The sequence below is a fragment of the Pseudomonas sp. Fl4BN1 genome (assembly GCF_009908285.1).
GTDB lineage: Bacteria > Pseudomonadota > Gammaproteobacteria > Pseudomonadales > Pseudomonadaceae > Aquipseudomonas.
This window is the reverse complement of the sequence record NZ_JAAARM010000063.1, coordinates 1-20,058: the sequence shown is the minus strand read 5'-3', so window position 1 is coordinate 20,058 and position 20,058 is coordinate 1. Positions and strand designations below refer to the sequence as shown.

Below are 20,058 nucleotides of genomic sequence, written 5' to 3'. Positions count from 1 at the left end.
GGGTGGGCGGGGGGGGGGCCTCTCGCCGTAAACTGCCCCCGCGCCCACCCCGGGCGCCCCTGGATCAGCAGACAGGGCATCACTGAGCTGGCTAACCTGAACCCACTTTCAGAGGAGCCGGCCACCATGCCTGCGACCCGTACCTGGTTAAAAAACCCCCTGGCCATCTTTACCGGCAATGCCCTCGACGCCCGTGGCGGCCTGGTGCTGCAAGACGGCCTGATCGTTGAAGTGCTGAGCCTCGGCCAACAGCCTGCGAGCCCTTGCACACAGGTGTTCGATGCCCGCGAGCACGTGCTGCTACCCGGTCTGATCAACACCCACCATCATTTCTACCAAACCCTGACCCGCGCCTGGGCGCCGGTGGTCAACCAGCCGCTGTTCCCCTGGCTGAAGACCCTGTACCCGGTCTGGGCCCGGCTGACCCCGGAAAAGCTCGCCCTGGCGACCAAGGTGGCGCTGGCCGAACTGCTGCTCTCCGGTTGCACCACCGCTGCTGACCACCACTATCTGTTCCCGGATGGCCTGGAAAACGCCATCGACGTGCAAGTCGAAACCGTGCGTGAACTGGGCATGCGCGCCATGCTCACCCGCGGTTCCATGAGCCTTGGCGAAAAGGACGGCGGGCTGCCGCCGCAACAGACCGTGCAGGAAGGTCAGGTGATTCTCGACGACAGTCAGCGCCTGATTCACCAGTACCACGAGCGTGGCGACGGCGCGCAAATCCAGATCGCACTGGCGCCGTGCTCGCCGTTCTCGGTCACCCCGGAAATCATGGCGGCCAGCGCCGAACTGGCCAACGGACTCGATGTGCGCCTGCACACGCACCTCGCCGAGACCCTCGACGAAGAAGACTTCTGCCTGCAGCGCTTCGGCCTGCGCACCGTGGATTATCTGGACAGTGTCGGCTGGCTCGGGCCGCGTACCTGGCTGGCCCACGGCATCCACTTCAACCCCGATGAAATCGCCCGCCTGGGCGCTGCCGGCACCGGCATCTGCCATTGTCCGAGTTCGAACATGCGCCTGGCGTCGGGCATCTGCCCCAGTATCGAGCTGACCGATGCGGGGGCGCCGTTTGGCTTGGGCGTGGATGGCTCGGCGTCCAATGATGCGTCGAACATGATCCTCGAAGCGCGTCAGGCGCTGTACATCCAGCGCCTGCGCTACGGCGCCGAGAAGATCACCCCGGAGCGGGTACTGGGCTGGGCGACCCGAGGGTCGGCGAGCCTGTTGGGGCGCACCGACATCGGCGAACTGGCGGTGGGCAAGCAGGCGGATCTGGCCTTGTTCAAACTCGATGAGCTGCGCTTCTCGGGTAGCCATGACCCGGTTTCGGCGCTGCTGTTGTGCGCGGCGGATCGGGCGGATCGGGTCATGATTGGCGGCCAGTGGCGGGTGATCGATGGTCAAGTCGAAGGACTGGACCTGAAAAAACTGATCGCCGATCACAGCCAGGCGGCCCGGCAACTGATTGCCGGCACCTGATCTTCGCTTCCAACGGCGAGGGGGCGCATCCCTCGCCTGCGCGTTGAGCGGAATCGGATCGAGGAAACATGTTAGTTTCCCCCCCCGCAAACGAGCCGTTATAAGGACATTACGTGAAACAAAGGCACGGACTGGCGTTGTGCGTCGCGCTGCTGATTTCAGGCTGTGAAAAACAGGAGGTTGTGGGCCCGGCCAGCAAAGCGCTGTCACCTGCAAAAGTTGCAGAAATCGCCTCGACCATCAGCCGTAAATACCCGGACCTTTCCCCGCAAACCCGCGATAGCGTGCTGAACACGGTCGTCCGTTCGCTGGACAACATGGTGTTGATTGAAGGTGGCGAATTCCAGATGGGTGATTTCGGTTGGCCCCGTGGCTTCGACCCACAAGCCTTGTGCCAATGGCCCTGTGGCGTGGACCCGGGAAAAATGGAGCGGATCAGCCTCGCCATCGACGACGATTTCGTTCACCCCGTCAAATTGAGCAGCTATTACCTGTCCTCGCTGCAAACCACCTTGGGCGATTTCGATCTGTTCTTCCTCGCGCAAGGCAAGCCGCCATTCGACGCTGCACTGCGCAAGCGCGCCGACATGCAGCACCTCTACCAGGAAAACCTGCCCGCCCCGGCGTCTAAAGAATGGCAGGAGGCCAAGGATTACTGCGGCTGGCTGGCAGACCTCAGCGGCTATCCGGTGGATCTTCCCACCGAGGCCCAATGGGAATATGCAGCACGCAACCGTGGCCAGCCGGTCATGTTCGCGACCGACAACGGCAACCTGGACTACGGCCGCAACTTTCCGGCGCCTGACGACAACAAAACCTTCGCCGTGGACAGGTTTGCGCCCAATCCGCTTGGCCTCTACAACCTCACCGGCAATGCCAGTGAATGGGTCAACGATTGGTACGATAAACACTACTATCGCGAATCTCCCGTCGAGAACCCGCAGGGGCCTGAAACCGGCATTTATCGGGCGCAGCGTGGAGCCAACAACGAGTTTGCCAACGACCCGACCTTTTCACCTTCGGCCAGCACCGTCCGCCGCTGGCGTTGGGGGGCACTCGCGGCCTGGAATGCCCCCGGTGTCAGCTTTCGCTGCGCGATCCAGTCAGCGCAAGCGCTTTAAAGTCCCAGCAGCGACAGCATGATGAAGGTCGCAAACAGCACGAAGTGAGTCATACCCTCGATGGCGTTGGTTTCGCCATCGTTGAGGTTGATCGCGCTGACGATCAGGGTGATGAACACCATCACCGTCTGCACCGGCGTCATGGCCATCTGGAACGGCTGACCGGTGTACAGCGCCATGGCTTCCATCACCGGCACCGTGAGGATTACCGTCGACAGGGAGGCGCCCAACGCCACGTTGACCACCGACTGCATGCGGTTGGCGAGGGCGGCGCGCAGGGCGGTGAGAATCTCCGGCGCGGCGGAAATCGCCGCCACCAGGATCGCCGTGATCACCGGCGGTGCGCCGGTGCCTTCCAGGCCCAGGTCCAGGGTCTTGGACATCACCTCGGCCAGAGCGCCGATCACCACCACCCCGAACACCAGAATGCCGATACTCCAGCTCAGGTTGACGGCGTGGGGCTGTTCCTGGGCTTCTTTATGGCGGCGTTTTTCCGGGTAGCTGTAGCTGAAGAAATAGCTGTGGGGCCCGACCTGCATGCGCAGGAACAAGGTATAGAGCACCACCATCGCACCGATGGTGAAGGCCGAGTAGACCTTCCAGTCAGTCTCGGGAATGAACTCCGGCACCACCATCGACACTCCCATGGCGGTGAGGATCATCACGCTGTAGGTGCGCGCCGAATCATCGTTATAGGGCTGCTCGCCATGCTTGATGCCGCCCATCAGCGCGGCCAGGCCGAGGATGCCGTTGATGTCCAGCATCACCGCCGAGTAGATGGTGTCGCGCACCAGGGTCGGCGAGGCCTCGTTGTTCATCATGATCGCCAGGATCACCACCTCTACCAGCACCGCGGCCAGGGTCAGGATCATGGTGCCGTAGGGGTCGCCAACCTTTTCCGCCAGCAGTTCAGCGTGGTGGGCGACGCGCATCGAGGCGATGACGATAAAGCCGATCAGCACCAGCCCGGCGCTCAGGGCGGCGCCTTGGCCACTGTTGAGCAGCAAGTGTTCCAGGGGATAGGCGGCCACAGCGGCCAGCAGCGCAAGCAGCAGAAGCTTTTCTTGCTTGAGGGAAGTGAGCATTGCAGTCCTTTGACAAAAATAAAAACGAGTACAGGAGATGAGTGAAAGGCTGCTTCGAGTCACTAACGTTTCGTTACATGTTAGTGCACCAGCCTCAGGCGCCGCGCACCGGGTTGGTTCCTGAAAAGCGCTTCGCCGGCAAGCCGGCTCCTACACCCGTGCCTGTAGGAGCTGGCTTGCCAGCGAAAAGCGCGCGCCAAAACCCCATAGCAACCGCCTCGCCAGCGCAGCCCCCACTTTGTTGTCCTGTTGGTCAGCTATTTGCATTGCCCTCCAGCGCTTGCCACCCCAGCCAACCCCCACAACAAGATGGAGCTTCAATTCATGCATATACGCCCGTTGCACAAGCTGCTCTGCGCCCTGGTCGCCGCCGCCGGCCTGAGTGCCAGCCTCGCCGCCAGCGCCGCCGATCCGCTAAAGGTCGGTTTCGTCTATATCGGCCCCATCGGCGACCACGGCTGGACCTATCAGCATGAACAGGGGCGCAAGGCGCTCGTGGAAAAGTTCGGCGACCAGATCAAGACCACCTATGTGGAAAACGTTGCTGAAGGCGCCGATGCCGAGCGGGTGATCCGCAACATGGCCAAGGACAATTACGACCTGATCTTCACCACCTCTTTCGGCTACATGAACCCAACGCTGAAAGTGGCCAAGCAGTTTCCCAAGGTGACCTTCGAACACGCCACCGGCTACAAGCAGGACAAGAACCTCGGCACCTACCTGGCGCGCACTTATGAAGGCCGGTATGTCGGCGGTTTCCTCGCGGCGAAGATGACCAAGAGCAAGAAGATCGGCTACGTCGCCTCCTTCCCGATCCCGGAAGTGATCCGCGACATCAATGCCATCCAACTGGCCCTGAACAAATACAACCCGGGCACCGAGATCAAGGTGGTATGGGTCAACTCCTGGTTCGACCCGGGCAAGGAAGCCGACGCCGCCAATGCCCTGATCGACCAGGGTGCCGACGTGATCTTCCAGCACACCGACAGCCCGGCGCCGATCCAGGCTGCGCAGCGCCGTGGCGTCTATGCCGTGGGCTACGCCTCGGACATGGCCCACTTCGGCCCCAAGGCGGTGCTGACTTCCATCGTCAACAACTGGGGACCGCACTACATCCAAGCCACCGAGGGGGTGCTGGAGCACAGCTGGAAATCCCAGGACTACTGGGGTGGCTTGAAAGAAGGTACGGTTGAGTTGCCCCTCAGCGACCTGCTGCCGGCCCCGGTGAAGACCGAAGCCGAACAGATCATCGCCAGCATCAAGAGTGGTGAATTCCACCCGTTCACCGGCCCGATCAAGGACCAGGCCGGGGTTGAGAAAATCGCCGCTGGCGTCAGCGCCAGCAATGCCGAGCTAGCCTCGATGAACTACTACGTCGAAGGCATGCGGGCAGACATCCCGCAATAACCATCGCCGCTATCGCAGGCTGCGATAAGGATCACGAGGCCTTACCCCCTCAGAAGCAGCATCGCCTGCGGCAGCGGCTACAAAAACCAACAGGATGAGAGCATTTTCATGAATCAACTGCCGATCATCGACATCAGCCCGCTGTATCAGGATGCACAGCAAGGCTGGGACAGCGTGGCCCGCAAGATCGACCGCGCCTGTCGCGAGTGGGGGTTCTTCTACATCCAGGGCCACCCGATCAGCCCGCAACGCATCGAGCAACTGCTGGACAGCGCCAAGCATTTCTTCGCCCTGCCCAGCAGCGAAAAACTCAAGATCGACATCACCCAGACGCGCCATCACCGGGGTTATGGTGCTATCGCAACCGAGCAGCTCGACCCGGACAGGCCCAGCGACCTCAAGGAAACCTTCGACATGGGCCTGCACCTGCCGAACGAGCATCCGCAAGTGCTGGCGAGCAAGCCCCTGCGCGGCCCCAATCGTCATCCGGACCTGCCGGGCTGGGAAACGCTAATGGAACAGCACTACCTGGACATGCAGGCCCTGGCCCAGACCCTGCTGCGGGCCATGACCCTGGCCCTGGGCATCGAGCGCGACTTCTTCGACAGGCGCTTCCAGGAGCCCGTCAGCGTGCTGCGGCTGATCCACTATCCACCGCGCCACACTGCCAGTTCCGAGGAGCAGCAAGGCGCTGGCGCCCATACCGACTACGGCTGCATCACCTTGCTCTATCAGGATGCCGCCGGCGGCCTACAGGTGCGCAACGTCCAGGGCCAGTGGATCGACGCGCCGCCCATCGATGGCACCTTCGTGGTCAACCTTGGGGACATGATGGCGCGCTGGAGCAACGACCGTTACCTGTCGACCCCGCACCGGGTCATCAGCCCGCTGGGGGTGGATCGCTACTCGATGCCGTTCTTCGCCGAGCCGCACCCGGACACCCGCATCGAGTGCCTGCCCGGCTGCCAGGATGCCTTGCATCCGGCCAAGTACCCGGCAACCACCTGTGCCGAATTCCTCCTGTCGCGCTTTGCCGACACCTACGCCTATCGCCGGGAGCAGGAGCAGGCCTGATCCCCCCTCGGTCAGGTTTTACCGAACATTTGCGCCGCCAGCTGTAGAATGGCGGCTTTTTCCGGCCTGGTGAAAACCCGGCGAGAACCGCGAACCGCAGCCGATCCTCCTATAGAGAGGCACGGCCCACGGCAGCGCACCACCCTCGCAGCGCCTGCCTGCACCTGATGAGACAACACCATGTATGACTGGCTGAACGCCTTGCCCAAGGCCGAGTTGCACTTGCACCTGGAAGGTTCCCTGGAGCCGGAGCTGCTGTTCGCCCTGGCCGAACGCAACAAGATCGCCCTGCCTTGGAACGATGTCGAAACCCTGCGCAAGGCCTACGCCTTCAACAACCTGCAAGAGTTCCTCGACCTGTACTACCAGGGCGCCGACGTGCTGCGCACCTCCCAGGACTTCTACGACCTGACCTGGGCCTACCTGCTGCGCTGCAAAGAGCAGAACGTGATCCACACCGAACCCTTCTTCGACCCGCAGACCCACACCGACCGTGGCGTGCCTTTCGAAGTGGTGCTCAACGGCATCGCCAGCGCACTGAAAGACGGCGAGCAGCAACTGGGCATCACCAGCGGCCTGATCCTCAGTTTCCTGCGCCACTTGAGCGAAGAAGAAGCGCAGAAAACCCTCGACCAGGCGCTGCCGTTCCGCGATGCCTTTGTCGCCGTGGGCCTGGACAGCTCGGAAATGGGCCATCCGCCGAGCAAGTTCCAGCGGGTCTTCGACCGCGCGCGTAGCGAAGGCTTCCTGACCGTCGCCCACGCCGGCGAGGAAGGTCCGCCCGAGTACATCTGGCAAGCCCTGGACCTGTTGAAGATCCAGCGCATCGACCACGGCGTGCGCGCCTTCGAAGACGAGCGGCTGATGCAGCGGATCATCGACGAACAGATCCCGCTGACCGTGTGCCCGCTGTCCAACACCAAGCTCTGCGTGTTCGACCACATGTCCCAGCACAACATCCTGCAAATGCTCGAACGCGGGGTGAAGGTCACGGTCAACTCCGATGACCCGGCCTACTTCGGCGGCTACGTCACCGAGAACTTCCACGCCCTGCACACCGACCTGGGAATGACCCAGGACCAGGCACGACGCCTGGCGCAGAACAGCCTGGATGCACGACTGGTCAAGCCGTAACGGCCTTCGCCGGCAAGCCGGCTCCTACACGAACCTGTAGGAGCCGGCTTGCCGGCGAACCGCTCCACCACCTCTCACTATCAGCCCCCCGCCTCGCTCAACTCCTCCAGCGTCTTGCCCCGGGTCTCCATCCCGAACAGCCACACCACCGCCGCCGCGATCACAAAGCACAACGCCCCCAAGGCGAATACGCCACCCTGCCCGGTAATCGGAAACAGCAGTCCCGTCACCAGCGGCCCCAGCAGCGAGCCAATCCGGCCAACCGCCGAGGCGAAACCCGAACCCGTGGCCCGGGCCGAAGTCGGGTACAACTCGGGCGTGTAGGTGTAGAGCACCGCCCACATGCCGAACAGGAAGAATTGCATCAGCAATCCGCTGCCGATCAACAGGCTGACGTTGCCGCCAAACACCGCACTCTGCCCGTAGAAGAAGGCCATGACGCCACCTCCCAGCAAGGTAACGATGCACACCGGTTTGCGTCCCCAGCGCTCCACCAGCCAGGCGGCCATGAGAAACCCGGGAATCCCCCCCAAAGAAATCAGCACCGTGTAGTACACCGACTGGGTCACGGCAAAACCTGACTGTTGCAGCAAGGCACTGAGCCAGGAAGTCAGTCCGTAGAAGCCCAGCAACGCGAAGAACCACAGGCTCCAGATCATCAAGGTGCGCTGGCGGTAGAGCGGCGACCAGATCTGCTTCAGTGCGGAAAAAAAGTGCCCCGGGGTACTCTCGATGCGCGGCAGGCGCACCGGTTCCGGCAGCTCGGCCACGCCCAGGGACATCCGCACCTTGTCCTCGATACCCCGCAGCACCTGATCCGCGTCGGCGTGACGCCCGGCCTGCTCCAGCCAGCGCGGCGACTCGGGAATGAAGAAGAGGATCACCAGCACGAACACCGCCGGGATCGCCAGCACCAGGAAGATCTCGCGCCAGCCGATCAGTGGCAGGAGGAAGTACGACAGCACCCCGGCAGCCACAAAACCCAGGGGCCAGAAGCCATCCATCAAGGCGATATAGCGCCCGCGTCGCTGGGCCGGAATCATCTCCGAGAGCATCGACTGGGCGATGGGAAACTCCATGCCCATGCCGATCCCCAGCAGCACCCGAAATAGAGTCAGGCTGTCCACGCTCTGGGCGGTAGAGCACAGGTAACTAGCCACGCCCCAGAGCAGGATGCTCCACTGGAACACCGGCTTGCGCCCGAAACGGTCGGCGAGCATGCCCGACAGCGAGGCCCCCAGCACCATGCCGAAAAAACTCGAACTGGCCAGCAGGCCGGCCTGGGCCGAACTCAGGCCGAACTCGGTTTTGATCGAACCGAGGAGGAAGGTCATCATCGCCAGGTCCATGGAGTCGAAGAAAAACGCCAGGGCAATGATGATGAAGATCACCCGGTGATAACCGCTGATGGGTAACCGCTCCAGGCGCTCTGCGGCGCTGTATCCCTGTATGCCCATGCACCGTCCCCCGGTTGAATGCTTGACCGTTGGAGTGTGCAGGATCGAGGCCGGGACTGATTGCCGAGGGCGACCTGTTCGCGTCCGTCAGCGACGCCGGGGGTTCGCCGGCAAGCCGGCTCCTACGGGCGCCGGGCGCTGATCTCGGCGCAGCGGCTCTGGAGCAGATCCCGCAACAGCTTCACCGGTTTGCTCAGGTGCGCGCGATGGGTGCACAGCAGGTTCAGCGACGCGCCTTCGCAGCGCAGTTCCGGCAGCAGTATCTGCAGGCGCCCGGCCAGCACATCGCCCGCCACATCCAGCCAGGACTTGTAGGCAATCCCTTCTCCGGCCACCGCCCAACGCCGCACCACATCGGCATCGTCGCTGAGGCGGTCGCCACTGACGGTCAGGCTGACCTCGCGCTTGCCGTCATAAAAGCTCCAGAGGTCGTGAGCCCGGCTGTCGAGCATGTACAGCAGGCAGTTGTGCTGGGCCAGTTGCTCCAACTGGCGCGGTTCACCGTGACGGGCCAGGTAGCTGGGAGCGGCGCACAGTACCCGACGATTGTCCGGGGCGATCGGCAGCGCCACCAGGCTCGAATCTTCGGGCTCACCGTAGCGCAGGGCGATATCCACCGGCTGACGGAATAGATCGGCGATACGGTCCCCCAGTAACAGGCGCACGTTGAGCTTGGGGTGTTCGCGCTGGAATTCATCGAGCCAGGGCAACAGCAGGTTGCGACCAAAATCCGAGGGGGCCGACAGTTGCAGGACACCGCTGACCTGGTCCTGGCCGCTGGCCAGCAGGCGCCGTCCTTCATCCAGGTTGCTCAGCGCAGCCCGGGCGTACTCAAGGAACCCTTCACCCTCAGCGGTCAGCCGCAGACTGCGGGTGGAACGGGCCAGCAGGCGCGCGCCCAGATGCTCTTCGATGCGCTTGAGGGCAGCGCTGGCCACCGCCGGCGACAGGTCCATGACCCGGGCCGCCGCCGACAGGCTGCCGAGGTCCGCGGCACGCACGAACAGTTGCAGGTCATCGAATCGCAGCATGGGCCAGCCTCAGCATTATCAAAAAAATATTGAAAGAGACTGCTCTTTTAGCCGGTTTTATCTCCGGGAGAAATAGCCAATTATCTCTCCATCGCCCTGCCATCCCGAGGAATCCCCGATGTCCCAAGCCTTCACCGCGATTGCCACCCTGATCGCCAAGCCCCAGCAGCAAGCCGTCCTCAAGCGCGAACTCAGCGCCCTGGTCCCGCCCAGCCGCGAGGAGAGCGGCTGCCAGTACTACGAGCTGCATCAGGACGCCGAGCAGCCGGGAACCTTCTACGTGCTGGAGCGCTGGGACGATGAAGCCGCCCTGGAATTCCACAACAACACCGCGCACTTCCAGCACTTCATCGCCCAGACCCGCGAAGCGATCGAGCACTTCGAACTCAAGCGCCTGCAACTGCTCGTCTGACCTTCCCTCAACCTTCATCAGGAATTCACCATGAAAGCCATCGCCTACTACCACTCGCTGCCGATCAACGACCCGCAATCCCTGCAGGACATCCAGCTACCGGAACCGGTGCCCGGTCCCCGGGACCTGCTAGTGGAGGTCAAGGCCATCTCGGTCAACCCGGTGGACACCAAGGTGCGCCAGAACGTCCAGCCCGAAGGTGGCGCAGCCAAGGTGCTGGGCTGGGATGTGGCCGGGGTGGTCAAGGCCGTGGGCAATGAAGTCAGCCTGTTCAAGGCCGGCGACCGAGTGTTCTACGCCGGCTCCATCGCCCGGGCCGGTGGCAACAGCGAGCTGCACACCGTGGATGAACGGATCGTCGGCCACATGCCCAAGAGCCTGGGCTTCGCCGAAGCCGCGGCTTTGCCACTGACCGCGATCACCGCCTGGGAACTGCTGTTCGAACGCCTGCAGATCAGTCAGGAACCTGCTGACAAAGGCCAGAGCCTGCTGATCGTCGGTGCTGCCGGCGGGGTCGGTTCGATCCTCACCCAACTGGCCCGCCAACTCACCGGCCTCAAGGTGATCGGCAGTGCCTCCCGCGAACAGACACAGGCCTGGGTCCGCGAGCTGGGGGCCCATGCGGTGGTGGATCACAGCCAGCCGCTGAGTGCCGAGCTCAAGCGTGTGGGCATCGATCAGGTAACCCATGTTGCCAGCCTGACCCAGACCGACACCCACCTCGACCAGTTGGTGGAAGCCCTGGCCCCCCAGGGCAAGCTGGCGTTGATCGACGATCCGAAAAGCCTCGACGTGACCAAGCTCAAACGCAAGAGCCTGTCGCTGCATTGGGAGTTCATGTACACCCGTTCGCTGTTCGAGACCGCCGACATGCAGGAGCAGCATCTGTTGCTCAACCGGGTCGCCGAGCTGATCGACGCGGGGACTCTGAAGACCACAGTCGGCGAGCATTTCGGCCAGATCAATGCAGCCAACCTGCGCCGAGCCCACGCCCTGCTCGAAAGCGGCAAGGCCAAGGGCAAGATCGTACTGGAAGGTTTCTAGGGTCATTTCCAGCGGCCGCCACTGCCTTGCAAAGGTCGGCGGCCGTCAGTCCGAGAATTGATTTCGGTCATATTTCTGACCGTATTCAGGTCTACACTGGGGGCCCCTGCACTGCACTCTTTTACCGTTAGGAGGTCAGCAATGAAGATCCTGATAAAAGAACTGGCAACCGCCAAAGGCCCTCAATGGCAGGTACGCCTCGACCAGCATGGCGTAACCTTCCGCAGTGAGGCCGAGGCCAGGGCATTCGCCCAGACCCTGCAGGCCCGCTTGCAAGCCCCTCACCAGATCCCCCAGAGTCAGCGCGCCGTCGGCTGATTCAGAGCTCGGCGGCCTTCAGCGCCCGAGCATTCTGCAAACGCCGAGTCACCACCGCCATGCTCACCGCCAGAACACCGCACAGGCAGATGACCAAGGCCATCGGCATGGCGCTGCCATCGTGCAAGGCTCCCACCAGGTAGGCCGCGCCTGCGGCAACACTGAACTGCAGGCAGCCGAGCATCGCCGAAGCACTGCCGGCACGTGCACCCTGGCCATTCATGGCACAGGCTGCGGCGTTGGGAATGATGCAACCCAGACTGGCGATGCACACGAACAGTGGCAACAACAGCGGCCACAGTGCACTGGTGTGCAACACGCTGACCCCTAGCAGGGCCAAACCCGCCGCCAGGTAGATCCACACGGTACGCGCCAGCAGGAAGGCCGGGCCGCGCTTGGCCAGCAGCCGAGCATTGATCTGTGCTACCAGGATGAAGCCACCGGCATTGATCCCGAAGAACCAGCCGAAGTGCTCGGCGGGTACGCCGTAGAGCTTAATAAAGACAAAGGGCGAGCCGGCGATGTAGGAAAACATCCCGGCAATGGCAATCCCACCCGTCAGGGCGTGACCGAGGAATACCCGGTCCGCCAACAGTAGGCTGTATTGCCGAAACGCGCCGGACAATGGCAGGCGCGGGCGAGTGGCCGGCATGCTTTCCGGCAGGCCCAGGGCCACCGCCAATCCGGACAGGGCACTGAACACCGTGAGCATGATGAAGATCGATTGCCAGCCATAGAGGTTGACCAGCAGGCCACCCAGCATTGGCGCCAGGATTGGTGCCAGGCCCATCACCAGCATCAACTGGGAGAACACCTTGGCCGAGCCCACTGCATCGCATTTGTCGCTGACCACGGCGCGGGAGATCACCATGCCGGCACAGCCGCCCAGGGCCTGGACGAACCGCGCGCCAATCAACCATTCAAGATTAGGCGCATAAGCGCAAGCCAGTGAAGCCAGGGTGAACAAGCCAACCCCGACGAGCAACGGCAGGCGTCGGCCAAAACGGTCGGCCACCGGACCATAGGCCAGTTGGCCAATGGACAGGCCCAGGAAATAGGCAGCCAGGGTCAGTTGAACGTGTTTTTCATCGGTGCCGAACGCCAAGGCCATCGCGGGAAAGGCCGGCAGATAAAAATCGATGGCCAGAGGGCCGAAAGCGCTCAAGGCGCCGAGAATCAGGATTGTGCGGAGGTTCATGACATCCAAGCGAGCGTTGGTCAGCGGCTGCATAGTCTAGCTGCGCTTGGACGCCTTGAACATTCCGATAGGTCGCTAACTATTAAAAAGACTCACGCCACCTGGACGGCGTAGCCCTCCTCGCTGATCAGGTCGATCACTTCTTCGCTGGACAGCCGGCTCTCGACTCCCACTTCCTTGGCCGCCAGATCCACCCGCACCGTAGCCGCCGGGTCCTTGTTCTGCAGGGCCTGGGTAATGGCCCGCACGCAGTGACCGCAGGACATGCCTTGAACGTTGAATACTTGCATCACGCTTCTCCTGTATTGGGTTGAGCAGAGTCTTGTCCTTGCCACCATGGCAAGGTCAAGTTCCGGATTGATCTGCCGGGCTGGAAATCAGCGGCGTGCTCGGCCAAGCTGCACGTCTTACGACATCACAGCAGGAGATTCAGCCATGCGCTGGTCAACTTTCAGCCTCCTCGGCCTCCTGGGCCTGTTCGCCGCAGCGCCCCCGGCCATGGCCGCTGGCGAAGATTACGGCGTACTGATCATTTCCAGGGAGCGACTGGAAGTCGCCACCTCTTGCGAAATCGGCCTGTACATTCAGGATCAGCTCGCCGGTCGACTGTTCCAGGAACAGAGCACCGCCTTCAACCTGCCGCCGGGCAAAGTCTCCCTGCGCCTGAAACTGCTGCCAGGCCAGGCTCCCGGCTGCAGCCCGGGCCTGCTTGCCCCCGGTTCCCAGGACATCAGCCTGCGGGCCGGCGACGTACTGAAGTTCCGCATCGCCATGACCCCGTCAGGCATGTACCTCAAGCCCGCGGCCCTGGAGTACTGACGCCCCGCCCTCTGCACGCCTCGCAACCGATCATGCCTGGCGTGTCTTAAGCTCTAGCGTTCGCCCGGCTGACACGCCCCTGGGACAAAATGAAGCACCCGCAGAATCCCCCCTTGACCTTGCCTGCGTGGCAAGGTTGATCCTGTAGGCAACATTTACAGGGAGTGTCATCCATGCCTGAATCAACCACCTTCGACCTGCCGATTGCCGGCATGACCTGCGCCAGCTGCGCCGGGCGCGTAGAGCGTGCTCTGGGCAAAGTCGCCGGTACCGGTGCCGTCAGCGTCAACCTGGCCACCGAACAGGCCCGGGTCGAAGCCCAGCGAGACAGTCTGCCCGCCTTGCTCGAAGCGGTGCAGAACGCGGGCTACAGCGTTCCCGTGCAGAGCCTTGAATTGACCATCGGCGGCATGACCTGCGCCACCTGCGCCGGTCGCGTTGAGCGCGCCCTGAACAAGGTGCCCGGAGTGCGCAACGCCAGCGTCAACCTGGCCACCGAACGGGCCCACATCGAGTTGCTGGGGCAACTCGACCCAGCCGTGCTGGTCAACGCGGTGACGAAGGCCGGCTACTCCGCCAGCCTGTGGCAGGCCGAAAAGCAGCACTCCGGTGATCAACAGCAACAGCATCTGCGTCGTGAGCGCTGGAGCCTGGTACTGGCGATTCTGCTGGCCCTGCCTCTGGTGCTGCCGATGCTGGTGCAACCCTTCGGCCTGCACTGGATGCTCCCGGCCTGGGCCCAGTTCGCCCTGGCCACCCCGGTACAGTTCATCTTCGGTGCGCGCTTCTATGTGGCGGCCTGGAAAGCCGTGCGCGCCGGCAGCGGCAACATGGACCTGCTGGTGGCCCTGGGCACCAGCGCCGGTTATGGCTTGAGTCTCTACGAGTGGGCTACCGCCGCAGAGGGCAGCATGCCACACCTGTACTTCGAAGCCTCAGCTGTGGTGATCGCCCTGGTGCTGCTGGGCAAGTACCTGGAAAGCCGGGCCAAGCGCCAGACCGCCAGCGCCATCCGCGCCCTGGAGGCTCTGCGTCCCGAACGAGCGATCCAGGTGATCGACGGCCGCGAGCAGGAAGTGGCCATCAGCGCCCTGCGCCTGAATGACCTGGTGCTGGTCAAGCCCGGTGAGCGCTTTCCGGTGGACGGTGAAGTCATCGAAGGCCAGAGCCATGCCGATGAAGCCCTGATCAGCGGTGAAAGCCTGCCAGTGCCCAAGCAGCCCGGGGATAAAGTCACCGGCGGTGCGATCAATGGCGAAGGCCGCCTGCTGGTGCGCACCCAGGCACTGGGCGCAGAAACCGTATTGGCAAGAATCATTCGCCTGGTGGAAGACGCCCAGGCCGGCAAGGCGCCGATCCAGAAACTGGTGGATAAAGTCAGCCAGGTATTCGTACCCACCGTACTGGTGCTGGCCCTGATCACGCTGGTGGGCTGGTGGATGTACGGCGCCCCCCTGGAAACCGCCGTGATCAACGCAGTGGCGGTGCTGGTAATCGCCTGCCCTTGTGCCCTGGGCCTGGCCACGCCCACCGCGATCATGGCCGGCACCGGCGTCGCCGCCCGCCACGGTATCCTGATCAAGGATGCCGAAGCCCTGGAGCGGGCCCACGAAGTCAGCTCGGTGGTCTTCGACAAGACCGGCACCTTGACCTCCGGCACGCCGCGCATCGCTCATATGCAGGCCCTGGACGGGGACGAAAACACCACCTTGCAACTGGCCGGCGCCCTCCAGCGCGGCAGCGAACACCCTCTGGCCAAAGCGGTGCTGGACCTGTGTCAGGAACGCCAGCTGCCGGTGGCCGATGTCAGTGCCAGCCAGTCCCTGACCGGACGCGGCATTGCCGGCACCCTGGACGGCCGCCAACTGGCCCTGGGCAATCGTCGCCTGTTGGAGGAAAGCGGCTTGATCCCGGGAAGCCTGGCCCAGGCGGCCCAGGACTGGGAACACGAGGGCCGGACCCTGTCCTGGCTGATAGAGCAAAGCCCGCACCCCCGGGTGCTGGGCCTGTTCGCCTTTGGCGACACCCTCAAGCCGGGAGCCTTGCAGGCAATACAGCAACTCAACGAGCGGCATATCAGCAGCCACCTGCTGACCGGAGACAACCGTGGCAGCGCCAAGGTAGTGGCCGATGCCCTGGGCATCGCCGACGTGCATGCTGAAGTGCTGCCGGCGGACAAGGCCGCCACCGTCACCGAACTGAAAAAGACCGGCGTAGTGGCGATGGTCGGCGACGGCATCAATGATGCCCCAGCCCTGGCAGCGGCAGACATCGGCATCGCCATGGGCGGTGGCACCGACGTCGCCATGCATGCAGCAGGCATCACCCTGATGCGCGGCGATCCGCGCTTGATCCCGGCAGCCCTGGAAATCAGCCGCAAGACCTATGCGAAGATCCGCCAGAACCTGTTCTGGGCCTTCGTCTACAACCTGATCGGCATTCCCCTGGCAGCCTTCGGCCTGCTCAACCCGGTGCTCGCCGGGGCGGCCATGGCCCTGTCCAGCGTCAGCGTGGTGAGCAATGCGCTACTGTTGAAAACCTGGAAACCCAAATACCTGGAGAACGCCGAATGAACATCGGCCAAGCAGCCCGCAAGAGTGGCCTGAGCGCCAAGATGATCCGTTACTACGAGTCCATCGGGCTGCTCAAGCCGGCCCATCGCAGCGACAGCGGCTATCGCCTGTACGGCGACGACGACCTGCACAGCCTGGCCTTTATCAAGCGCTCCCGAGACCTGGGGTTTTCCCTGGAAGAGGTCGGCAAGCTGCTGACCCTGTGGCAGGACCGGCAACGGGCCAGCGCCGATGTAAAGGCCCTGGCACGCCAGCACATCGACGAGCTGAACCAGAAGATCCGCGAACTGGCGGAGCTGCGCGACACCCTGCAGGACCTGGTGGAGCATTGCCAAGGCGACCATCGCCCAGACTGCCCGATCCTCAAGGAACTGGCGTCCGGCAGCTGCTGCGAGGCCTGACCGCTGGCTAGCACTCTGTACTACTGCAGGGTGCAATCTGCGGAAATAAAAAAATCCGGCCTGGGCCGGATTTTTTCATGGGGTCACTGCATCCAGGGCGGAGGCGGTGGTTCCTCGGACTTGCCCGCCGGCACCTCGTCCGCCGCGCGCATTGCCTGACGACGCTCCTCGTCGAGACGCGCTGCTTCGATCTCGCGGATCACGCTGCCGACATCCGCCAGTTCTTCCGGATCGTCGAACTCGCCGGTCAGTACGCTGCCCGGGTGCAAGATGCCAGCCTCATACAAGGCCCACATCTCCTTGGCATAACGGGTGTCCCTGAGCTCCGGGGCAAAGCGCCCGAAGTAGGAAGCCATGTTGCCGACGTCACGTTCGAGCATGCTGAACGCGTGGTTGTTGCCCGCCGCATCGACCGCCTGGGGCAGGTCGATGATCACCGGACCATCCGGTCCCAGCAGCACGTTGAACTCGGAAAGGTCACCGTGCACCAGTCCGGTACACAACATCAGCACAATCTGGGAAATCAGGAAGGCGTGATACTCACGGGCCTGATCCTGATCCAGCACCACATCGTTGAGCCGCGGCGCGGCATCGCCGTATTCGTCGGACACCAACTCCATGAGCAGCACGCCTTCAAGGAAGTCGAACGGCTTGGGCACTCGTACCCCGGCATTGGCCAGGCGGAACAAGGCCGCCACTTCGGCGTTCTGCCACGCGTCCTCGGTTTCCTTGCGGCCAAACTTGGAGCCCTTGGCCATCGCCCGCGCCTGACGGCTGTTGCGGACCTTACGACCTTCCTGATACTCCGCCGCCTGACGGAAACTGCGTTTGTTAGCCTCCTTGTAGACCTTCGCGCAACGAAGCTCGTTGCCGCAGCGCACCACATACACAGCTGCCTCTTTACCACTCATGAGTGGGCGCAGCACCTCGTCTACCAGACCGTCTTCGATCAGCGGTTCAATGCGTTTTGGAGTCTTCATCAGCTTTTATTGTGGGTCCCTTGTTACCAAACACGCGAAAGTCACTCGTTATACGGCAATCCTCCCACGGCGGGAAAGGGCTGCCGACCACCGAACGACTGCAATGCACTCAATGTGCCAGATCAATCCATCGATGCAGCCAGAGATCATAGCCGAGAGTCCGCCCGCCAATGTCCAGGCAAGGCCGCGAGATTGCCGCTGCCCGGCGAACGCCTTCGGCTCCCTGACCGAGGTTTTTTCTGCGCGCGGCTCAATATTCCGCCGCGCCAGCCGAAGTCATCAGAGACAACGGGATTTGTCCAACAACCCAACAAAGACGTCAGCCGCCGGCCAAGGTTCGATCGCCGCCGGCTCGACCTTACTCTCAGGGACGGCAATCAGCGCCACCTTTCAACCTGCCCATAATCCGCGAGTCACCTGCACTTCGTGGTCATACAAAAAAATCTGGAGCGTGGATGAATATCAAGCAGAAACTCACCTGGGCCTTCGCCGTCATTGCCTGCCTGCCGGTGGTGCTGGTCGCCACGCTGGTGGTCATGAACCTGCGCAGCGATGCCAAGGACAGCTTCGTCGATAACAGTGGCCGCGAGATCCGCCAGGTCAGCAATGCCATGCAAATATTCTTCGACGGCATCAGCCAGAACGTCGACTACCTGGCCTCCCAACCGCTGATCGCCAACACTGATGACAGCCTGAAGAACTACAGCAGTGCCGATGCCGAGCAGATCCCCCAAGGCGAGATGGACAAGCAGGTCTTTGCCTTGCTCGAACGCCTGGGCACCAGCCATCCGGCTTACGCCTACGCGATCATCGGCACCGACGCCGGCGGCTATGTATCCTGGCCAGACGATCCCAAACTGAACAACTACGACCCGCGCCAGCGCCCCTGGTACAAGGCCGCCATGGCCAATCCGGGCAAGCCGTTGCGTACCGCGGCCTACTACTGGGCCACCGATAACGCGACCTATGTCAGCACCGTGCGCACCGTCGCCAACAAGCTGGGCAACCCTGGTGGGGTGGTGAGCATCGACGTGACCCTCAAGCAGCTCACCGAAATCGTCAAGCAGATCAAGCTCGGAGAGTCCGGCTACCTGATGCTGATGGAGAACAACGGCACGGTGCTGGTGGACCCCAAACAGCCGGAGCACAACTTCAAGCCCCTGGGCAGCCTCGGCGACGGTTACGCCCAACTGGCCAAGGCCGGCAAAGGCCTGGTGAACGTGGAAATCAACGGCGAGCACTACATGGCCAACGTCTGGCCCTCGGAACAGTTGGGCTGGACCTTCATCGGCCTGATCAAGCAGAGCGAAGTCATGGGCTCGGCCACCCAGCTGACCTGGATCATCGCCATCATCGCCGGGGTCCTGGCTTTGCTGTTCGCGGTGGTCGGGGCGAGCTTCGCCAGCCTTATCGTGCGGCCGATCCGCGGCGTCGCCAGCGGCCTGGAAGGCATCGCCCAGGGTGACGGCGACCTGACCCAGAACCTGAACATCCGCGGCAGCGATGAAACCGCGCAACTGGCCAACTGGTTCAACCAGTTCCTCGCGGCGATCCGCAGCCTGATCCAGAACATCGGCCTGGCGGCGCAGAAGATCCTCGCCACCTCCCACTCCTCGACCCAGGTCTCCAGCGACATGTCCGAAGCTGCCGGGCGCCAGCGCGAAGCCGTGGACATGGTGTCCACGGCGTTCCATGAGATGGTCGCCACTGCCAACGAGGTGGCTCGTTCCTGCAGCCAGGCAGCCGAATCGGCGGACAACGGCCAGCGTCAGGCCCGGGAAGGCCAGCAGCAGATCGATGATGCAGTGCACAGCGTCGATCGCCTGAGCCAGGAGATCGAACAGTCGGCGCAATCGATGCAGCAACTCGAACGCGACAGCAACGACATCCAGTCGATCCTCGGCACCATCCGCTCCATCGCCGAACAGACCAACCTGCTAGCCCTCAACGCCGCAATCGAGGCGGCACGGGCCGGTGAGCAGGGACGTGGTTTTGCCGTGGTTGCGGACGAAGTCCGGGCCCTGGCCAAGCGCACCGCCGACTCCACCGCCGAAATCGACGGGCTGCTGGGCAACCTGGCCAAGCGCACCAGCGCCGTAACCCAGCAGATGCACGCCAGCCTGGAGGTGTCCCAACAGTCGGTGAGCCGCATCGGCCTGGCACGCAATAGCTTCGGGCAGATCCGCGAGTCGGTGGACGTGATCCGCGACATGAATACCCAGATCGCCACCGCCGCCGAGGAGCAGCATCAGGTGGCGGAAGACATCAACCGACACATCAGCCAGATTCATGGCGATGCGCAGTTGGTGGCGGAACTGGCGAACTCGGCGCGCCTGGACTCCCAAAGCCTGGCGGGACTGTCCAATGAACTGGACAGCCTGGTGCGGCGCTTCAAGACCTGAAGCACCTTGCGCCGGCAGCCGGCTCCTATTGCAGGAGCCGACGCGCCGGCGAACCTTGAGGCGCGGCAGAGCCTCCTCAGCGCTCGATGATCGCCGTCACACCCTGCCCGCCCGCCG

Annotated in this window: 18 protein-coding genes and 1 pseudogene; 13 read left to right on the top strand and 6 right to left on the bottom strand. The window is 63.0% G+C overall.

Features of this window, described 5'->3' with window-relative positions:
• The first annotated feature begins 126 nt into the window (after window positions 1–126).
• Both GV818_RS33060 and GV818_RS33055 read left to right on the top strand, forming a co-directional pair.
• Entirely contained in the window at window positions 127–1,485 is a 1,359-nt protein-coding gene (locus GV818_RS33060) for an 8-oxoguanine deaminase (protein ID WP_161778670.1), read from the top strand.
• A 137-nt stretch (window positions 1,486–1,622) separates the two neighbouring features.
• Window positions 1,623–2,606, top strand: a complete 984-nt coding sequence (locus GV818_RS33055) for a formylglycine-generating enzyme family protein (protein ID WP_256679594.1) — start codon at window positions 1,623–1,625, stop codon at window positions 2,604–2,606.
• Here the strand turns inward: GV818_RS33055 and GV818_RS33050 are convergent.
• On the bottom strand, window positions 2,603–3,691 hold the full coding sequence (locus GV818_RS33050; protein ID WP_161778668.1) for a calcium:proton antiporter: 1,089 nt from the start codon (window positions 3,689–3,691) through the stop codon (window positions 2,603–2,605). The genes GV818_RS33055 and GV818_RS33050 overlap by 4 nt on opposite strands.
• Before the next feature lie 324 nt (window positions 3,692–4,015).
• Here GV818_RS33050 and GV818_RS33045 point away from each other — a divergent pair, with 324 nt between their 5' ends.
• The 3 genes from GV818_RS33045 (at window position 4,016) to GV818_RS33035 (ending at window position 7,306) form a co-directional block, all read left to right on the top strand.
• On the top strand, window positions 4,016–5,098 hold the full coding sequence (locus GV818_RS33045; RefSeq protein ID WP_161778667.1) for a BMP family ABC transporter substrate-binding protein: 1,083 nt from the start codon (window positions 4,016–4,018) through the stop codon (window positions 5,096–5,098).
• Window positions 5,099–5,206: 108 nt separating this feature from the next.
• Window positions 5,207–6,172, top strand: coding sequence for a 2-oxoglutarate and iron-dependent oxygenase domain-containing protein (locus GV818_RS33040; protein WP_161778666.1), 966 nt, complete (start codon window positions 5,207–5,209; stop codon window positions 6,170–6,172).
• 180 nt (window positions 6,173–6,352) lie between these two features.
• Complete coding sequence (locus GV818_RS33035) at window positions 6,353–7,306, top strand: adenosine deaminase (protein WP_161760024.1); 954 nt, start codon at window positions 6,353–6,355, stop codon at window positions 7,304–7,306.
• Window positions 7,307–7,386: 80 nt separating this feature from the next.
• Here GV818_RS33035 and GV818_RS33030 read toward each other — a convergent pair whose 3' ends face one another.
• A complete protein-coding gene (locus tag GV818_RS33030) occupies window positions 7,387–8,763 on the bottom strand; it encodes an MFS transporter (RefSeq protein ID WP_161778665.1) in 1,377 nt (458 codons plus the stop codon).
• Window positions 8,764–8,885: 122 nt separating this feature from the next.
• The gene (locus GV818_RS33025) at window positions 8,886–9,794 is read right to left on the bottom strand and encodes a LysR family transcriptional regulator (RefSeq protein ID WP_161778664.1); all 909 of its coding nucleotides are present in this window, start codon (window positions 9,792–9,794) and stop codon (window positions 8,886–8,888) included.
• Window positions 9,795–9,912: 118 nt separating this feature from the next.
• On the opposite strand from GV818_RS33025, the gene GV818_RS33020 reads away from it, so the two are divergent.
• The 3 genes from GV818_RS33020 to GV818_RS34205 all read left to right on the top strand — a co-directional run bounded on the left by GV818_RS33020 (window position 9,913) and on the right by GV818_RS34205 (window position 11,568).
• Window positions 9,913–10,206, top strand: coding sequence for a putative quinol monooxygenase (locus GV818_RS33020; protein ID WP_161760027.1), 294 nt, complete (start codon window positions 9,913–9,915; stop codon window positions 10,204–10,206).
• 30 nt (window positions 10,207–10,236) lie between these two features.
• Window positions 10,237–11,250: a zinc-binding alcohol dehydrogenase family protein gene (locus GV818_RS33015; RefSeq protein ID WP_161778663.1), complete on the top strand. Its 1,014-nt coding sequence runs from the start codon at window positions 10,237–10,239 to the stop codon at window positions 11,248–11,250.
• Window positions 11,251–11,391: 141 nt separating this feature from the next.
• The gene (locus GV818_RS34205; RefSeq protein ID WP_178125240.1) at window positions 11,392–11,568 is read left to right on the top strand and encodes a hypothetical protein; all 177 of its coding nucleotides are present in this window, start codon (window positions 11,392–11,394) and stop codon (window positions 11,566–11,568) included.
• 1 nt (window position 11,569) lies between these two features.
• On the opposite strand, the gene GV818_RS33010 is transcribed toward GV818_RS34205, so the two are convergent.
• Window positions 11,570–12,766 (bottom strand): multidrug effflux MFS transporter, encoded by a 1,197-nt coding sequence (locus tag GV818_RS33010; RefSeq protein ID WP_161760029.1) that lies wholly within the window; start codon window positions 12,764–12,766, stop codon window positions 11,570–11,572.
• Between the two features lie 92 nt (window positions 12,767–12,858).
• Window positions 12,859–13,056 (bottom strand): heavy-metal-associated domain-containing protein, encoded by a 198-nt coding sequence (locus GV818_RS33005; RefSeq protein WP_161778662.1) that lies wholly within the window; start codon window positions 13,054–13,056, stop codon window positions 12,859–12,861.
• Window positions 13,057–13,201: 145 nt separating this feature from the next.
• On the opposite strand from GV818_RS33005, the gene GV818_RS33000 reads away from it, so the two are divergent.
• The 3 genes from GV818_RS33000 to cueR all read left to right on the top strand — a co-directional run bounded on the left by GV818_RS33000 (window position 13,202) and on the right by cueR (window position 16,559).
• Window positions 13,202–13,585, top strand: coding sequence for a hypothetical protein (locus tag GV818_RS33000; RefSeq protein ID WP_161778661.1), 384 nt, complete (start codon window positions 13,202–13,204; stop codon window positions 13,583–13,585).
• Between the two features lie 173 nt (window positions 13,586–13,758).
• A complete protein-coding gene (locus tag GV818_RS32995) occupies window positions 13,759–16,158 on the top strand; it encodes a heavy metal translocating P-type ATPase (RefSeq protein ID WP_161778660.1) in 2,400 nt (799 codons plus the stop codon).
• Window positions 16,155–16,559 (top strand): Cu(I)-responsive transcriptional regulator, encoded by a 405-nt coding sequence (gene cueR / locus GV818_RS32990; RefSeq protein ID WP_161760033.1) that lies wholly within the window; start codon window positions 16,155–16,157, stop codon window positions 16,557–16,559. Before GV818_RS32995 ends, cueR begins: the two co-directional genes overlap by 4 nt.
• Before the next feature lie 83 nt (window positions 16,560–16,642).
• Here cueR and GV818_RS32985 read toward each other — a convergent pair whose 3' ends face one another.
• The gene (locus GV818_RS32985; RefSeq protein WP_161760034.1) at window positions 16,643–17,539 is read right to left on the bottom strand and encodes a PA4780 family RIO1-like protein kinase; all 897 of its coding nucleotides are present in this window, start codon (window positions 17,537–17,539) and stop codon (window positions 16,643–16,645) included.
• Window positions 17,540–17,994: 455 nt separating this feature from the next.
• On the opposite strand from GV818_RS32985, the pseudogene GV818_RS35235 reads away from it, so the two are divergent.
• Window positions 17,995–19,083, top strand: a pseudogene (locus GV818_RS35235) (cache domain-containing protein); the annotation flags it as partial.
• Between the two features lie 90 nt (window positions 19,084–19,173).
• The gene (locus GV818_RS35230) at window positions 19,174–19,941 is read left to right on the top strand and encodes a methyl-accepting chemotaxis protein (RefSeq protein ID WP_372242142.1); all 768 of its coding nucleotides are present in this window, start codon (window positions 19,174–19,176) and stop codon (window positions 19,939–19,941) included.
• Window positions 19,942–20,058: the final 117 nt, after the last annotated feature.

Coding starts and splice junctions, on each gene's coding strand:
- GV818_RS33050 (WP_161778668.1), bottom strand. CDS start 3,691: ATGCTCACTTCCCTCAAGCAAGAAAAGCTTCTGCTGCTTGCGCTGCTG.
- GV818_RS33005 (WP_161778662.1), bottom strand. CDS start 13,056: ATGCAAGTATTCAACGTTCAAGGCATGTCCTGCGGTCACTGCGTGCGG.
- GV818_RS33025 (WP_161778664.1), bottom strand. CDS start 9,794: ATGCTGCGATTCGATGACCTGCAACTGTTCGTGCGTGCCGCGGACCTC.
- GV818_RS33045 (WP_161778667.1), top strand. CDS start 4,016: ATGCATATACGCCCGTTGCACAAGCTGCTCTGCGCCCTGGTCGCCGCC.
- GV818_RS32985 (WP_161760034.1), bottom strand. CDS start 17,539: ATGAAGACTCCAAAACGCATTGAACCGCTGATCGAAGACGGTCTGGTA.
- GV818_RS33020 (WP_161760027.1), top strand. CDS start 9,913: ATGTCCCAAGCCTTCACCGCGATTGCCACCCTGATCGCCAAGCCCCAG.
- GV818_RS33030 (WP_161778665.1), bottom strand. CDS start 8,763: ATGGGCATACAGGGATACAGCGCCGCAGAGCGCCTGGAGCGGTTACCC.
- GV818_RS33015 (WP_161778663.1), top strand. CDS start 10,237: ATGAAAGCCATCGCCTACTACCACTCGCTGCCGATCAACGACCCGCAA.
- GV818_RS33035 (WP_161760024.1), top strand. CDS start 6,353: ATGTATGACTGGCTGAACGCCTTGCCCAAGGCCGAGTTGCACTTGCAC.
- GV818_RS32995 (WP_161778660.1), top strand. CDS start 13,759: ATGCCTGAATCAACCACCTTCGACCTGCCGATTGCCGGCATGACCTGC.
- GV818_RS34205 (WP_178125240.1), top strand. CDS start 11,392: ATGAAGATCCTGATAAAAGAACTGGCAACCGCCAAAGGCCCTCAATGG.
- GV818_RS35230 (WP_372242142.1), top strand. CDS start 19,174: ATGTCCGAAGCTGCCGGGCGCCAGCGCGAAGCCGTGGACATGGTGTCC.
- cueR (WP_161760033.1), top strand. CDS start 16,155: ATGAACATCGGCCAAGCAGCCCGCAAGAGTGGCCTGAGCGCCAAGATG.
- GV818_RS33000 (WP_161778661.1), top strand. CDS start 13,202: ATGCGCTGGTCAACTTTCAGCCTCCTCGGCCTCCTGGGCCTGTTCGCC.
- GV818_RS33040 (WP_161778666.1), top strand. CDS start 5,207: ATGAATCAACTGCCGATCATCGACATCAGCCCGCTGTATCAGGATGCA.
- GV818_RS33010 (WP_161760029.1), bottom strand. CDS start 12,766: ATGAACCTCCGCACAATCCTGATTCTCGGCGCCTTGAGCGCTTTCGGC.
- GV818_RS33060 (WP_161778670.1), top strand. CDS start 127: ATGCCTGCGACCCGTACCTGGTTAAAAAACCCCCTGGCCATCTTTACC.